Raw genomic sequence first — 14,233 nt, forward strand, 5'->3', positions numbered from 1 at the left:
CGTGAGGTTAATGGTCACACCGCGACATACAATTTCCGGGCCAGGGTCTCGATCTCGCCCCGGATGGACCCGGCGGCGCTCTTGATCAGGGTGTTGACGCCGCGTGAAGCGGCCTCGCGATCACAGGACAAAACCATCTGTTTGACGGGCCCGATGCCGGCCGGCGGCATCGACAGGCGATCGAAGCCGAGGGCCGTCAGGGCGAAGGCCTCCAGCGGCCGGCCCGCCATTTCGCCACAGACCGAGACAGGGGTTCCCGTTTCGGCACAGGCCGACTGGATCATCTTCAACGCGCGCAGGGCCGGCGGCGACAGCGGGTCGTAGCGGTCGGCGACGCGCGGGTTCCCCCGGTCGGCGGCGAACAGGTACTGCATCAGGTCGTTGGTGCCGACGCTGACGAAGTCGGTCATCGGCAACAGGGCGTCCAGGTGCCAGATCAGCGACGGGGCCTCGATCATCGCCCCGACGTCGAGGCGGCTGGGGGCGGGGCGGCCCCGGCGCAGGGCCCAGGCGATCTCGGCCTCGACCATGGCGCGGCCGGCGCGGAACTCGTCGACGTTGGCGACCAGGGGGAACATGATCCGCAGCGGCCGGCCCTTGGCGGCCCAGATCAGGGCGCGGACCTGCATCTTCAGCAGGGCCGGACGGTCCAGCCCCATGCGGATGGCCCGCCAGCCGAGGGCCGGGTTCTCTTCGCGCTCGGCCTCCATATAGGGCAGCAGCTTGTCGCCGCCGAGGTCCAGGGTGCGGAAGGTGACCGGCATGCCGGCGGCGGCGTCGAACACCTTGCTGTAGAGGGCGGTCTGGGCCTCGAGGCGCGGCAGCTCCTCGGCGACCATGAACTGGAACTCGGTGCGGAACAGGCCGATGCCCTCGGCCCCGGTCTCGCCGAGGATGTCGAGGTCGACGGCGAGGCCGGCGTTCATCAGCAGGGTGATCTTGGACCCGTCGCGGGTGAAGGCCGGGGTGTCGCGCAGCTTGGCGAACTCGGCCTTGCGCTGGGTGCGGACCTCCAGCCGGGCGTTCATCGCCTTGATGACGTCGGGACGCGGCCGCAGGAAGGCCTCGCCGCTCTCGGCGTCGACGATGACCGGGTCGCCCTGGCTCAAGCGGTCGCGCAGGCCGGGCAGGCGGCCGACGCAGGGAATGTCGAGGGCCCGGGCGACGATGGCCGCGTGGCTGGCCGTCGAGCCTTCCTCCAGCAGGATGCCCTTCAGCTTGGTGCGGTCGTATTCCAGGAGGTCGGCGGGGCCGAGGTTCCGGGCGATGAGGATGGCGTTGTCGGGCAGCTCGCGGGCCACGGCGCCTTCGCCGGAGAGGTGGCGCAGCAGCCGGTCGTTGAGGTCCTCCAGGTCGTGGAGGCGTTCGCGCAGGTAGGGGTCCTTGGCCTTGCCCAGGCGGGCGCGGTGTTCGGAGCGGACGCGTTCGACGGCGGCCTCGGCGGTGAGGCCGGATCGCACGGCTTCTTCCAGAGACCGGTTCCAGCCGCGGTCGTGGGCGAACATGCGGTAGGTGTCGAGGACCTCGTAGGAGGCGCCGATCAGGCCGTCCTTGCCGTCCAGCATCTGGTCGATCTGGGCCTGCAGGCCGCTGACCGCCTCTTTCAGCCGCGCCTCTTCGGCCACCGGATCGTCGCTGAGCAGATGGCCGACGGCGACCGGGGCCTCGTGCAGCACCGCAACGCCATAGGCCAGGCCGTCGGCGAACTTGGCGCCCTTGACCCTTTCGGGCTTGTGCGGCGCGATCTCGACGTCCTTGAGCTCGGCCTCGCCGAGGATGTCGCCCGAGCCGACCAGTTCGGCCAGCACCATGGCGATGATCTGGAGGTCCTCGACCTCTTCCTCGCTGTAGTTGCGGGTGGTGGCGTTCTGGACGACCAGCACCCCGATACCCCGCCCGCCGCGCAGCAGCGGCACGCCCAGGAAGGCGTGGTAGGGGTCTTCGCCCGTCTCCGGGCGATAGGCGAAGGCCGGGTGGTTGGGGGCGTCGGAAAGGTTCAGCGGGCGGCCGAGGCGGACGATCTCGCCGACGAGGCCCTCGCCGGCCTTCAGCCGGGTGACGTGAACGGCCTCGCGGGCCAGGCCCTCGGTGGCGAACAGTTCCAGGTCGCCGTGGCTGCGGCGCAGGTAGAGGGAGCAGACCTCGGCGACCATCGAGCGGGCGATGATGCGCACGACCATGTCGAGTTTGGCCTGGGCCGGAATCTGCCCGGCCATGGCCTCACGGATCTGCCGCAGCAGGCCGCGCGATCCCCTCACTGCAAGGCCGGTTGGGCCCATGGTCGTTGTCTCTCCCTGTCCCCTACTTAGTAGCAGAATTCCGTGAGGGAACGGTGACCAATCCGGTTTGTGCCGCATGGGCCACGGTTCTGCACAGAATCCGTACCGCCTTGCGGTGCAAGGGCTGGCGTTTTGCCCTCTGCGTGCTAGCAATAACGCTGATCGTCCGGGATTGTGGGCGATGGTTGGGGACTGACGGTTATGATTTTCAACGACGACAGCATGCTGGACTTCCGGGGGAACGGGTTCGGCGACAGCGTTTTCGGCTACGACATCGGCGAGATCGTGATCACCGGACGGGTGCCGGGCGCCCTCTACATCGACGACTTCTCGGCCGGTGAATACGGCCTGCAGCACATCCAGCCGCTGGAATTCGCCCAGACCGAGCTGGCCGAAATCATCACCCACGACGTGGTCGACCAGGCCGACACCGGGGATCAGGCGGAAGATCCTGTCGTCCCCGCCAATGACGATGATGGCCCCGACGGCCAGGCCCTGCCCAGCCACAGCAAGACCGTTGAGCCGCTGGTCCTGATTTCGGGCTCCGACGGTGGCGACGGCGACCTGAGCGTCCTCGACCTGGATCTGGCCATCCCGCCGATCCCGGCCTTCTCGAATGTCGAAGACCCGAGCGCCATCCTGACGCCGACCAGCGGCTATGACGCCGACGAGCCGCTGATGATCGGCGGCCGGGCCTATCAGTCGCTGTCGTTCCTGATCATCGACACCCCGTTCGCGGTCGGCGACAGCCTGCTGCCGAGCGTGCTGCGTCCGAGCCTGAACGAACTGCTCGGCCTGGTGACCGACGACGAGGACGCCTTCGTCCTGCCGGCCCGCGGCTGGGTTCTGAACTAGTTGCTCTGCCTTTGAGCTGCGAAGCGCCGGCCTTCAGGGCCGGCGTTTTTCGTTTCGCCCTCCCCTTTCCGGAATCAGTCGCCTAACCTCGCCTCAAATCGAGGGGCCAAGACTCCAGGGGGTGCGGGCATGAGCGTTACCGAGACCGGGGCCGAAGGTCCGCTGCCGCCGGAGGCCTCCGCGCCCGGCATGACCGCCGGCCAGCGCCTGCGCGCCATCCTCGGCGGATCGGCCGGCAATCTGGTCGAATGGTACGACTGGTCGGCCTACCTGTTCCTCAGCCTCTACTTCGCCAAACAGTTCTTCCCCGAGGGCGACCAGACCGCCCAGCTCCTGAAGGCGGCGGCGGTGTCGCTGGTCGGGTTCCTGGCAAGGCCGCTGGGAGCCTGGCTGATGGGCCTCTACGCCGACCGGGCCGGACGGCGGGCGGCGCTGACCCTGTCGGTGTCACTGATGTGCGCCGGCAGCCTGATCATCGCGGTGGCGCCGACCTATGCCGTGGTCGGGGGTCTGGCCCCCGTCATCCTGCTAGGCGCGCGTTTGCTGCAGGGCCTGTCGGTCGGCGGCGAGTACGGGGCCAGCGCCACCTACATGAGCGAGGTGGCCGGCAAGCAGCGGCGCGGCTTCTGGTCCAGCTTCCAGTATGTGACCCTGATCGCCGGCAGCCTGCTGGCCCAGCTGGTGCTGGTGGTGCTGCAGCAGACGATGAGCGACGAGGCCCTCGACCACTGGGGCTGGCGCATCCCCTTCTTCATCGGCGCGGCCCTGGCCGTGGTGGTGTTCTGGATCCGCAGCCGGCTGGAAGAGAGCCAGTCGTTCAAGGCCAAGACCGAACAGGTCAAGGTGCCGCCGGCCCAGATCTGGTGGGTGTCCGGCATGCTGGGCGGGGTGGTGGTCGCCGCCATCCTGGCCTTTACCGTCAAGGCCATCCAGGGCCCGGCCCAGATCGCCGCGGTGGTCCTGTTCTTCGCCCTGCTGGCCTCGCTGATCTGGCCGACGATCAAGGCCCATCCGCGACAGACGCTGGCGGTCATGGGCCTGACCGCCGCCGGGTCGCTCGGCTACTACGTCTACACCAGCTACATGCAGAAGTTCCTGGTCAACACGACCGGGTTCACCAAGGACACCGCGACCCTGATCAGCGTCTCGGCGCTGTTCCTGTTCATGCTGGCCCAGCCCCTGTTCGGCTGGCTGTCGGACAAGTTCGGCCGCAAGCCGATGCTGATCACTGCCTTTGCCGGCGGGGTGGTGCTGACCTGGCCGATCCTGTCGGCCATCGCCACGGCGACCAGCCCGGTCACTGCCTTCCTGCTGCTGCTGGCCGCCTTGCTGTTCCAGTCCTGCTACAGCTCGATCTCGGCGGTGGTGAAGGCCGAGCTCTATCCGACCCATGTGCGGGCCCTGGGCGTCGCCCTGCCCTACGCCGTGGCCAACGCCGTATTCGGCGGCAGCGCCGAGTACGCGGCCCTCGCCTTCAAGCAGGCCAAGATCGAGAGCGGCTTCTATGTCTATGTCACGATGGTGATGGTGCTGGGCCTGGTGGTCAGCATCCTGCTGCGGGACACCAAGACGCACAGCCAGATCCTGGAGGACTGATGATCGCCCCGGCCGACCTCGCCGCGCTCGGCTTCTATGTACTGTGCTGGGTCTTCTACGAGCCGGTGCTGCGCCGGCTGCGCGGGGCAGAGGGCTCGCTGAACAGCGACATGGCGCGGGTGCGGGTCGCCTGGATGCTGGCCATGAGCCGGCGCGAGGGGCGGTTCATGGACGGCCAGTTGCTGGGCCACGCGCTGAACTCGGCCAGCTTCTTCGCCAGCTCCAGCCTGCTGCTGATCGCGGCTGTGTCGGGTGTGCTGCTGGGCGGCGAGGACAGCTTCCGCTCGCTCTCGTCGCTGGCCCTGATCAAGACCCAGGGCCGGCTGCTGTTCGAGACGCAGCTGGCGCTGATCCTGATCACCCTGGCGCGGGGGCTGCTCGACTTCATCTGGGCGATCCGCCAGATGAACTACACCCTGACCATTTTCGGCGCGGCGCCGGACACGATCGAGGGCCAGCCCGCCCCCGATCCCAAGATCGTCGACGCCATCGGCCAGGCCGGCGCGAGGGTGCTGAACGGAGCGCTCAGCGCCTTCAACACCGGGGTGCGGGGTTACTACTTCGCGCTGGCCGCGGCGGCCTGGATGTTCGGCCCGGCGGCTTTCGCCATCGCCACCCTGGGCGCCGTCCTGCTGCTGGCCTGGCGCCAGACCGGCAGCCCGACGGCCAGGGCGGTGCAGGAGCTGCGCAAGGCGCTGGACGAGAGCGGGACGGAGTAGTCCCTGACACGGTCAATCCTCGCCCTGCTGGCCATTGTTCTCGTCGCCTCGGCCTGTGGGCCGGCGACACCGGAACCGGCCATCGACGCCGTCGCCGCCGTCGCCGCCGCCGGCGGACCGGAAGAAAAGGCCATGCCGCCCGCCCAACGGCAGGCCTGCCTCGACCGGGGCGGCACGGTCGAGGGTCGCGGCATGATGGGCATGGAGACCTGCGTCATTCGCTACAAGGACGCCGGCAAACCCTGTCGTGATCGGAAGGACTGCGAGGGCCTCTGCCTGGCGCCGGCCGAAGGCAATGGTCTGGGACCGGCGCGATGCCAGGCGGAGAACCATCGCTTCGGCTGCTATGCCGAGGTCGACAACGGCAAGGCCGACGGCCCGGCCCTCTGCGTGGACTAGTCGATCCCCAGTTCCTTACGGGCCTTCCTGGTCAGCTTCTCGGCGATGATGCCGTGGGCCGAGGTCTGCCAGTCGGCCACCTCCGCCGCGTCCTCGGCCTTCAGCGAGGCGAACTGCACCCATTTGGCGCGCTGCATGTAGGGGGCGGGGATGGCGCGGCCGGTCTCGGTCAGCGCCTCGAAGGCGATGTCGCTGGCCTTGAAGGAGAAGCTGCCGGTGTCAGGGCCATAGATGCAGAACATCTTGCCGCCGACCTTGTAGACCTGATGGTCGCCCCACAGCACGTCCATGGTCACGCCCGGGAGGGCGCGGGCGGCCTTGTCGAACTCCTCTGGGCTCACGCTTCCACCCCGACGCCGATCGGGCATGTCACGCCCGTCCCGCCGATGCCGCAGTAGCCGCCCGGGTTCTTGGCCAGGTACTGCTGGTGGTAGTCCTCGGCGTAGTAGAAGGGGCCCGCCTCGGCGATCTCCGTGGTGATCTCGCCGTATCCCTTGTCGGACAGGGCCTGCTGGAACGCAGCCTTCGAGGCGACGGCGGCGGAGGCCTGGGCGTCGTTCAGCGGATAGATGCCCGAGCGGTACTGGGTGCCGATGTCCCCGCCCTGGCGCATGCCCTGGGTCGGGTCGTGGTTTTCCCAGAAGGCCTTCAGGAGGTCGCCGTAAGAGACGACCTTGGGGTCGTAGACCACCAGCACCGCCTCGGTGTGGCCGGTGCGGCCCGAGCAGACCTCTTCATAGGTTGCGTTGGGGGTGAAGCCGTTCACATAGCCGACCGCCGTCGAATAGACGCCGGGGATCTGCCAGAAGATGCGCTCGACGCCCCAGAAGCAGCCCATGGCGAACACCGCCGTCTCCAGGCCTTCCGGCCAGGGGCCGTGCAGGGGGGCGCCATTGACGAAGTGACGCTCATGCTCGCCGAGGATCGGCTGGCCCCGGCCGGGCAGGGCGGTGTCGGCGGTCGGCAATTCGGCGGTCTTCTTGAAGAACATGGCGGGGCTCCGAAGCTGTTGGCGACAAGATAGGGACTCGTGGCCGGTTTCACCACAGAGGCTGGCGAAGGCCCCGCTTCGGTGTAACAGTGGTGTGGCTCAAGCAGCTCCTGGGAGGATGCCATGTCCCGTCCCGTACTGGCCGCGCTGACGGCCCTTGCCCTGATCTCGGTCCCGACCTCGCCCCTGCTCGCCGCCGGCGGCGGAGGGGGCGGCGGCGGCGGCGCGCCAAGCGCGTCCGGCCCGATGTTCGATCCGGCCGCCGAATACCAGAAGGGTGTCGAGGCCCTCAAGGCCAGCAAGTGGAAGGACGCCCAGCGGGCCTTCAGCCGGGTCACCGAGGCGGCGCCCAAGCTGCCCGAGGGTTGGTTCCTGCTCGGCTATTCCAAGGCTCAGGGCGGCGACCTCAAGGGCGGGCGCAAGGCTTACGAGAAGGCGGCCAAACTGAAGCCCGACGACATCGCCACCCGGCGCGAGCTCGCGGTCACCCAGGCCAGGCTGGGCGAGACCGACAAGGCCAATGAGGAACTGGCTGGCCTGAAGGCGCGGGCGGCGACCTGCGCCGGCGCCTGCGCCGACGCGGCCCTGCTGAAATCCAGCATCGCGGCCATCGAGGCGGCCCTCGCCCCGCCGGCGGCCGCTCCCGCGCCGGCCCCGCAGTCCTTCCTGACGATTCCGGGGGCCGCCGAGGGCGATCTGGCCTACGCCAACGCCACCGGGCTGATCAACGAGAAGCGCTGGGCCGAGGCCTGGGGTGAGCTGTCGCGGGCCCGGCTGGTGTTCGGGCCGCATCCGGATGTGCTGACTTACCAGGGCTATGTGCAGCGGCGCATGGGCCAGTACGACATCGCCGAAAGCTATTACCAGCAGGCCCTGGCCATCGCCCCGGCCCACCGGGGGGCGCTGGAATACTATGGCGAGCTGAAGGTGGTGCGCGGGGATCGGGCCGGGGCGGAGGGGTTGCTGGCCCGGCTCGATGCGGCCTGCGACTTCGGCTGTCCGGAAGCGGAGGAACTGAGGCGATGGATTTCGGCCGGCGGCCAGCCCTCCTAGCCGTCGCCACGGTCCTGCTTGCGGCCGCCGCCCCGCCGCTGCTGGCCGAGATGCGCTGGCTGGCGACGGGACCGGACCGTGACCGGGCGCTGGTCGAGGGGCCCGGCGAATGCCTGACCCTCCCCGCCGATCCTGAAGCCCGCCACAGCGTCGAGGTCGGCCGCGCCGCCTTCCGCAGCCCGCTGGTGCTCGGCGGAGCGGCGGCGCGGGCGGGCCTCAGCTGCGACAGCTGCCATCGCGACGGGCGCGACAACCGGCTGTTCCAGTTCCCGGGCGTTTCCGGCCCGCCGGGCACGGCCGATGTCACCACCTCCCGCTTCAGCAGCCATCGCGGCAACGGCGTCGACGACCCGGTGATCATCCCCGACCTCTCCGGCCCCAAGGCAGGGCTGAAGGTGTCGCAGGACCCGGCCCGCCGCGACCTGCCGCGCTTCATCGAAGGCCTGGTCACCGAGGAGTTTGACGGCCCGCCGCCCAGCTCCGCTGTGCTGGAGGGCCTGTCGGCCTATGTCCGCGCCCTTGACCCGGCCGCCTGCCCGGCCGGCGGACAGGCCCGTACGGCCCGGGCCCTGCTCGAGGACACCGACCGCGCCGTCGCCGCCGCCCGGGACGCGTTGGCCGGGGGCGACGCCGCCACCGCCCTGACCATGATCGGGGCCGCCCGGGCCGGGCTTGGCAGGATCGACGAACGCTACGCCGGGCTGGAGGCCAGCCGCGCCGCCCTACGCCGGGCCGACGCCGCCCTCGCCGATGCCGCCCGGGCCGTCCGCGGGCGGGAACGGGACGCAGCCGCCCGACTCGCCGCCTGGCGTCCCGGCGATCTGGCCGACACCCTTGAGCGCGAGGCCGAAGGCTCGCTTTTCAACCCCGCCAGACTGGCGCGGCGCGCCCCTTGAAGACCGCGCTTGCTACGGGGGCGCCCCTGAGTATATTGCGCGCCTTCCCGCGCCGGGGGCCGACAGGCCCTAGCGGCGCAACCGCAGGCCAACGGCATGCGTGGAGAGGTGGCCGAGTGGTTTAAGGCGCACGCTTGGAAAGCGTGTGTAGGGGAAACTCTACCGCGGGTTCGAATCCCGCTCTCTCCGCCAGCCGGGCCGCGCCCTTCTGAACGAAACTTAACTTGCCGCCCCGAGGCGAAAGTCGTCCGTGAACCTGCCGGTCTTTCGGGAGGGTTGGACCATGGACAAGTTTGCACTGTCGCGGCGGGCCTTTGCCGTCCAGGCCGCCGCCCTCGGCGCGGCGCTGGCCTTCGGCGGGACCGCCGCCCAGGCCAGGCCGGCGGCCCGCGCCGAGCGCCGTGACCTCTATCCGCAGGGTGTGGCCTCGGGCGATCCGCGCAGCGACAGCGTGATCCTGTGGACCCGGCGGGCGCCGGACAAGGACGCCGCCTCGCACCGGCTCAGCGTCGAGGTGGCCAGCGATGCGAAGTTCGCCAGGGTGGTGGCGCGCGGCAAGGTGGCGGTCACCCCGGCCACCGACTGGACCTGCCGCTTCCTGGCGGCGGGCCTCAAGCCGGCGCGAGAGTACTGGTATCGCTTTATCGACGAGGCCGGGAACACCAGCCGGGTCGGCCGCACCCTGACCGCGCCGGCCGACGATGATGACCGGCCGACCCGGTTCGCCTTCGTCAGCTGTCAGGACGTTACCCAGGGCGCCATGAACGCCTATCGCCGGATGATGTATGAGGACGCCCGCCGGCCGCGCGCCGAACAGCTGGGCTTCGTGCTGCATCTGGGTGACTTCATCTACGAGCTGGTCTGGTATCGCGACGAGCGGCCGGGCGGCATGGAGCGGGGCCGGCGGCTGCGCGACGTGGTGCGTTACCCGCACGGGGAGAAGGTCACCACCTTCCACATTCCGACCGATCTGGACGACTACCGCACGGCCTATCGCGGCTATCTGTCGGACCCGGACCTGCAGGACGCCCGGGCCCGGTGGCCCTTCGTTCCGGTGTGGGACAACCACGAGTTCAACTGGCGCTCCTTCCAGAGCCAGCAGATCGTCGATGGCAAGATCCGTCCGGCCCAGACGCTGAAAGTCGCGGCCAGCCAGGCCTGGTACGAGTATCAGCCGGCCCGGGTCCGCAAGCCGGGAAGCGGCGACGTCTTCGAGGCCCCGGCCGTGGAGAACAAGCCGGTCGAGGAACTGGACGCGCGGGGCCTGGCGCGGGAGCCGAACAATCTGGCGGCGATCAAGGCGCTGCAGATCCAGCGGTCATTCCGGTACGGCAAGAACATCGACATGATCCTGACCGACAACCGGTCGCTGATGTCGCCGGGCGGCGACTACAGCGGGCTGCCCGAGATCAAGTTCAACGCCATGCCCGAGGCGCTGCACGCCGTGCTCGACGCGGCCAGCGCCTACAACGGCGGCAACCCGCCCGCCAGGATCAAGGTCGGCGACATCGAGATCGACAATCCGCATGTGACCGCCCCGCCGGAAGCCTATCTCGGGATCGAGCAGATGGCCTGGTTCAAGGACCGGCTGCGCGCCGCCAAGGCCCCGTGGAAGATCTGGGGCCATTCGTTCGGCACCCTGACCGGACGGACCGACCCCGCGAACCTGCCGGCCGCGCTGGCCGACCGCTGGCCCAAGGGCGCGGGATATGGCGTGACCGCCGGCGGCTACACCGTCGAGCACGGCGAAATCTTCGACATGATCAAGGCCGAGGGGATTACCGGCTTCACCGTCGTGGCCGGCGACCGGCACGCCTTCTGGGCCGGCTATCCCAGCAAGACCCTGCCGCCGCGTACCTTCGATCCAGTCGGCGTCGAGTTCATCACCGGCTCGATCTCGGCCCAGACGATGGGCGAGGTCAACGCCCTGACCATGCCCAGGGACCGGCCCCTGCGGCCGCTCTACATCCATGACGGACCGGACGGTTCGATGGAGTGCAGCTTCGGCATGACGATCATGCACGGGATCAAGTCCGCCTTCCTGCTCAAGGAGACCGGCGATGCGGCCAAGGCGCGGGCGGCGCGCAATCCCGAACTGGCGCCGCATCTGAAGTTCGTCGACTACGCCGGTCACGGCTACACGACCGTGCGGGCCTCGGCCCAGGAGCTGGAGGCCGAGTTCGTCTGCATCCCTGTGCCGCTCGAACGCAGCGAGACGGATGATGGCGGCCCGATGCGCTATCGCGTGGCTCACCGCGTTTCGCTGTGGAAGCCGGGTGAACATCCTCAGCTGAGGCAGGAGATCCTCGAGGGCGATCCTGGCCTTGCGGTCTGAGCGGCCCGTAGATGTGCGTCGCTTGCCCGCCACGGCGACTATTGGCCGAGCCTAAAATGAGTGCATCGACACGACTATTTAGCGCCCCATAAGGCGATACAACTTTTGAAGTCCACCAATTCTGTCGAAATCCGACATGCAGGCGCTGCGGAAATGGCTCTTTCATTGAACGACCTTCCGGCGCGGCCGTTCAAGGCGCTGGTCACTATCCTCACACAGTTGCGAATATAGACCTCCATATCCCATAATAGGGAACAGCAGACACAATCACCGATTCGCGTTCGACGAATTTGGTCACCCAGGGGGCAGGGCGACTACCCGTATGAGTTCACGTCTTTCCGCAAAGGCTGGTCTGGCGATCCGCAAGCTTCGGCTGGCGCGGGGCTGGACCTTGGCCCAACTCGGAAAGAAGGCCAGCGTGCCGCTATCGACCCTGTCGAAGGTCGAACTGGGCCAGACCTCCCTGTCTTATGAGAACCTGCTGCGCATCTGCCGCGGCCTCGAGATCGACATGGAGCGCCTGATCGGCGCCGAGGCCGATGGCGAAACCACGGCCGGCCCGCCGCAGAACCCGGGTGCGGTCGGGCGGCGGGCGGTGGCGCGGGCCGGCGAGGGCGATCCCATCACCCTGCCCTTCGGGTCCGGCCGCATCGCCGGCGGTGAACTGATCAGCAAGGCCTTTACCCCGGTGGTCATCGAGGTGACGGCGGGCGACCTCGAAGCCCACGGCGGCTTCCACCGCGATGAGGGCGAGGCCTATGTGATGGTGCTGGACGGGGCCCTGGCCGTCCATTCGGAAATCTACGCCCCGCTGAAGCTGCGGGCCGGCGACGGGGTCTACTTCGACGCCCGGGCCGGATACGCCCTGCTCAGGGAGGGGGCGACACCTTGCCGCGCCCTGCTGGTCATGGCCGGCGATCGGCAGGCCTGACAGGTCTTCGAGACCCGATCCAGACCGATTGAGTATCCGGATTTGGGTCAGAGCGCTCAAGCTTAACCAAATGTTTTCTCACATCCGAGAAACGTGATTCCGTGGACGTTTGTCCTCTGGGGCGCTTCAACGGATGAGTTTCGCAATTTCCTCGCTGGGGTCCGGCGGCAAGATCGCCGCCCTGGCCAACCGAACGCAGGCGCTGGTCGCCGGCGACGTGCAGTCGCCGGTGCCGCACCTGGGCCGCACTGACGCGCTGGGCGAGCTGGCGCGCCAGATCGAGGCCTTGCGCCAGGCCGGTCAGGCCCGCGACGCGGCCGCGGCGGACGCCGCCCGCGACGCCCAGGCGGCTGAAGAAGAGCGGCGCCGCCACGAAGCGATGACCCAGGCGGCCGAGGACGAACAGACCCGCATGATCGCGGGCCTGGGCCAGGCGCTTTCCAGCCTCGCCAACGGTGACCTGACCTGCCGCATCGATGCGGCTTTCACCGGCGCCTACGAGCCCCTGCGGCGTGACTTCAACGATGCGGTCGCCCGGTTGGGCCAGGCCCTGGCGGCGGTCGCGAGCGGCGCCCGGGGCATCCATTCGGGCGCCGACGAGATCAGCGTCGCTTCCGACGACCTGTCGCGCCGCACCGAACAGCAGGCCGCCAGCCTGGAAGAGACCGCCGCGGCCCTCGAACAGATCACGGCCACGGTCAAACGCACGGCCTCGGGCGCCCGTGAGGCCAGCGAAGTGGTCACCGTCGCCCGCGCCGATTCCGTCGCCACCGGCGAGATGGTCGAAAAGGCCACCGCTGCAATGAGCGCCATCGAGGAAAGCTCGCGCCAGATCGGCCAGATCATCGGGGTGATCGACGAGATCGCCTTCCAGACCAACCTGCTGGCCCTCAACGCCGGCGTCGAAGCGGCCCGGGCCGGCGACGCCGGTCGCGGCTTCGCCGTCGTGGCGTCGGAAGTGCGGGCCCTGGCCCAGCGCTCCGCCGGCGCCGCCAAGGAAATCAAGACGCTTATCTCGGCCAGCGGCGTCCAGGTCGGGCAGGGCGTCGAGCTGGTCGGCAAGACCGGCCAGGCCCTGCAGAAGATGGTCGGACAGGTCGCGCGGATCGACGGCCTGGTCGCCGAGATCGCCGCGTCCGCCCAGGAGCAGAGCACGGGCCTTGGCGAGGTCAACGTGGCCGTCAACCAGATGGACCAGGTGACCCAGCAGAACGCCGCCATGGTCGAGCAGGCAACGGCGGCCACCCATAGCCTGGTCCGGGAAGCCGATGGCCTGAGCGGGCTGGTCGCCGGGTTCCGGCTGGCCGCCAGCGCGTCCGCGCACGTCGCCCCTGCGCACCTCGCCCCTTCGCACCTCACCTCTGCCCTGGCCGCCCCGCGTGACCGCCGCCCGGCGCCGACCGTGATCGCCGCGCCGCCCGCGCGCGCCGACAATCACTTCGGGGCTCGCCCCGACCTCCGCAACTACTCGCTCGGCGGCGCCACCGTGCGCAAGCCGGCCCCTGCCCTCGCCCCCGCCGAAGACGGCTGGGAGGAGTTCTAAGCATGACCACCGTCAAACTCGACGCCCGATTGACCGCCGACCACGCCGGCCCCCTGCGCGACAGCCTGCTCAGCCACCGGGGCGGCGCCCTGACGCTGGACGCCGGTGAGGTTGAACGCCTCGGCGGGCCCTGCTTCCAGGTGCTGGCGGCCGCCCGCAAGACCTGGGCCGAGGACGGCCAGAACCTGATTTTCACCCAACCTTCGCCTGCCTTCACCGCCGGTCTCGCCGTCCTCGGCGCGACCGACTGGATCCAAGAGGATATCGCCTCGTGAGCCTGACCATTCTCGCCGTCGACGACTCCCGCACCATTCGTGAAATGCTGGGTCATACCCTGCGCGCCGCCGGCTATCGGGTGGTGATGGCCGAGGACGGCGTCGCCGGCCTCGAAGCCCTCGAGCAGGAAACGCCCGACGTCATCGTCACCGACATCAACATGCCCCGGATGGATGGCTTCGGCTTCATCGAGGCGGTGCGGGCCGGCCACAGGGCCCAGTCCAAGCCGATCCTGGTGCTGACCACCGAGAGCGAGCCGGAAAAGAAGGCCCGCGCCCGGGCCGCCGGCGCGACCGGCTGGATCGTCAAGCCGTTTGACCCGGTCAAGCTGGTCGACGCCATCAAGCGCGTGGCCTGACC

Annotated in this window: 13 protein-coding genes, 1 tRNA gene and 1 pseudogene; 12 read left to right on the forward strand and 3 right to left on the reverse strand. The window is 69.3% G+C overall.

All coding sequences use genetic code 11. The features are described 5' to 3' along the window. Positions 1 to 14: 14 nt before the first annotated feature. Positions 15 to 2,279 carry a phosphoenolpyruvate--protein phosphotransferase gene (ptsP, locus tag AC2YG9_RS09550; protein WP_487297729.1) on the reverse strand — a complete coding sequence of 755 codons (2,265 nt, stop codon included), beginning with the start codon at positions 2,277 to 2,279 and terminating at the stop codon, positions 15 to 17. A 201-nt stretch (positions 2,280 to 2,480) separates the two neighbouring features. Here ptsP and AC2YG9_RS09555 point away from each other — a divergent pair, with 201 nt between their 5' ends. The 4 genes from AC2YG9_RS09555 to AC2YG9_RS09570 all read left to right on the forward strand — a co-directional run bounded on the left by AC2YG9_RS09555 (position 2,481) and on the right by AC2YG9_RS09570 (position 5,848). Further along, positions 2,481 to 3,134, forward strand: coding sequence for a hypothetical protein (locus AC2YG9_RS09555; RefSeq protein ID WP_487297730.1), 654 nt, complete (start codon positions 2,481 to 2,483; stop codon positions 3,132 to 3,134). A gap of 129 nt (positions 3,135 to 3,263) precedes the next feature. Continuing rightward, positions 3,264 to 4,730 (forward strand): MFS transporter, encoded by a 1,467-nt coding sequence (locus AC2YG9_RS09560; RefSeq protein WP_487297731.1) that lies wholly within the window; start codon positions 3,264 to 3,266, stop codon positions 4,728 to 4,730. Then, complete coding sequence (locus AC2YG9_RS09565) at positions 4,730 to 5,449, forward strand: DUF599 domain-containing protein (RefSeq protein ID WP_487297732.1); 720 nt, start codon at positions 4,730 to 4,732, stop codon at positions 5,447 to 5,449. The genes AC2YG9_RS09560 and AC2YG9_RS09565 overlap by 1 nt, the downstream gene beginning before the upstream one ends. Positions 5,450 to 5,581: 132 nt before the next feature. Continuing rightward, positions 5,582 to 5,848, forward strand: a complete 267-nt coding sequence (locus AC2YG9_RS09570) for a hypothetical protein (protein ID WP_487297733.1) — start codon at positions 5,582 to 5,584, stop codon at positions 5,846 to 5,848. On the opposite strand, the gene AC2YG9_RS09575 is transcribed toward AC2YG9_RS09570, so the two are convergent. Together AC2YG9_RS09575 and msrA are read right to left on the reverse strand one after the other, a co-directional pair. After that, positions 5,845 to 6,189 carry an MmcQ/YjbR family DNA-binding protein gene (locus AC2YG9_RS09575; RefSeq protein WP_487297734.1) on the reverse strand — a complete coding sequence of 115 codons (345 nt, stop codon included), beginning with the start codon at positions 6,187 to 6,189 and terminating at the stop codon, positions 5,845 to 5,847. The genes AC2YG9_RS09570 and AC2YG9_RS09575 overlap by 4 nt on opposite strands. Further along, a complete protein-coding gene (gene msrA / locus AC2YG9_RS09580) occupies positions 6,186 to 6,839 on the reverse strand; it encodes a peptide-methionine (S)-S-oxide reductase MsrA (RefSeq protein WP_487297735.1) in 654 nt (217 codons plus the stop codon). The genes AC2YG9_RS09575 and msrA overlap by 4 nt, the downstream gene beginning before the upstream one ends. Before the next feature lie 123 nt (positions 6,840 to 6,962). Between msrA and AC2YG9_RS09585 the strand changes: the two genes are divergently transcribed. The 8 genes and pseudogenes from AC2YG9_RS09585 (at position 6,963) to AC2YG9_RS09620 (ending at position 14,231) form a co-directional block, all read left to right on the forward strand. Beyond that, positions 6,963 to 7,892, forward strand: a complete 930-nt coding sequence (locus tag AC2YG9_RS09585) for a tetratricopeptide repeat protein (RefSeq protein ID WP_487297736.1) — start codon at positions 6,963 to 6,965, stop codon at positions 7,890 to 7,892. After that, positions 7,862 to 8,788, forward strand: coding sequence for a hypothetical protein (locus AC2YG9_RS09590; protein ID WP_487297737.1), 927 nt, complete (start codon positions 7,862 to 7,864; stop codon positions 8,786 to 8,788). Before AC2YG9_RS09585 ends, AC2YG9_RS09590 begins: the two co-directional genes overlap by 31 nt. 102 nt (positions 8,789 to 8,890) lie before the next feature. Continuing rightward, positions 8,891 to 8,980 (forward strand) — tRNA-Ser (locus AC2YG9_RS09595). A gap of 91 nt (positions 8,981 to 9,071) precedes the next feature. Next, positions 9,072 to 11,123: an alkaline phosphatase D family protein gene (locus AC2YG9_RS09600; protein WP_487297738.1), complete on the forward strand. Its 2,052-nt coding sequence runs from the start codon at positions 9,072 to 9,074 to the stop codon at positions 11,121 to 11,123. 322 nt (positions 11,124 to 11,445) lie between these two features. Beyond that, positions 11,446 to 12,054 carry a helix-turn-helix domain-containing protein gene (locus AC2YG9_RS09605; protein WP_487297739.1) on the forward strand — a complete coding sequence of 203 codons (609 nt, stop codon included), beginning with the start codon at positions 11,446 to 11,448 and terminating at the stop codon, positions 12,052 to 12,054. A 589-nt stretch (positions 12,055 to 12,643) separates the two neighbouring features. Next, positions 12,644 to 13,597, forward strand: a pseudogene (locus AC2YG9_RS09610) (methyl-accepting chemotaxis protein); the annotation flags it as partial. A gap of 2 nt (positions 13,598 to 13,599) precedes the next feature. Next, positions 13,600 to 13,872 (forward strand): STAS domain-containing protein, encoded by a 273-nt coding sequence (locus tag AC2YG9_RS09615; protein WP_487297740.1) that lies wholly within the window; start codon positions 13,600 to 13,602, stop codon positions 13,870 to 13,872. After that, positions 13,869 to 14,231 (forward strand): response regulator, encoded by a 363-nt coding sequence (locus tag AC2YG9_RS09620; RefSeq protein ID WP_487297741.1) that lies wholly within the window; start codon positions 13,869 to 13,871, stop codon positions 14,229 to 14,231. The genes AC2YG9_RS09615 and AC2YG9_RS09620 overlap by 4 nt, the downstream gene beginning before the upstream one ends. The last annotated feature ends 2 nt before the right edge of the window (positions 14,232 to 14,233 follow it).

Source organism: Caulobacter sp. SRI_014 (genome assembly GCF_057586315.1).

Bases quoted from the DNA above. Each gene is read 5' to 3' on its own strand.
- ptsP (WP_487297729.1), bottom strand. From the start codon at position 2,279: ATGGGCCCAACCGGCCTTGCAGTGAGGGGATCGCGCGGCCTGCTGCGG.
- AC2YG9_RS09555 (WP_487297730.1), top strand. From the start codon at position 2,481: ATGATTTTCAACGACGACAGCATGCTGGACTTCCGGGGGAACGGGTTC.
- AC2YG9_RS09560 (WP_487297731.1), top strand. From the start codon at position 3,264: ATGAGCGTTACCGAGACCGGGGCCGAAGGTCCGCTGCCGCCGGAGGCC.
- AC2YG9_RS09565 (WP_487297732.1), top strand. From the start codon at position 4,730: ATGATCGCCCCGGCCGACCTCGCCGCGCTCGGCTTCTATGTACTGTGC.
- AC2YG9_RS09570 (WP_487297733.1), top strand. From the start codon at position 5,582: ATGCCGCCCGCCCAACGGCAGGCCTGCCTCGACCGGGGCGGCACGGTC.
- msrA (WP_487297735.1), bottom strand. From the start codon at position 6,839: ATGTTCTTCAAGAAGACCGCCGAATTGCCGACCGCCGACACCGCCCTG.
- AC2YG9_RS09585 (WP_487297736.1), top strand. From the start codon at position 6,963: ATGTCCCGTCCCGTACTGGCCGCGCTGACGGCCCTTGCCCTGATCTCG.
- AC2YG9_RS09590 (WP_487297737.1), top strand. From the start codon at position 7,862: ATGGATTTCGGCCGGCGGCCAGCCCTCCTAGCCGTCGCCACGGTCCTG.
- AC2YG9_RS09600 (WP_487297738.1), top strand. From the start codon at position 9,072: ATGGACAAGTTTGCACTGTCGCGGCGGGCCTTTGCCGTCCAGGCCGCC.
- AC2YG9_RS09605 (WP_487297739.1), top strand. From the start codon at position 11,446: ATGAGTTCACGTCTTTCCGCAAAGGCTGGTCTGGCGATCCGCAAGCTT.
- AC2YG9_RS09615 (WP_487297740.1), top strand. From the start codon at position 13,600: ATGACCACCGTCAAACTCGACGCCCGATTGACCGCCGACCACGCCGGC.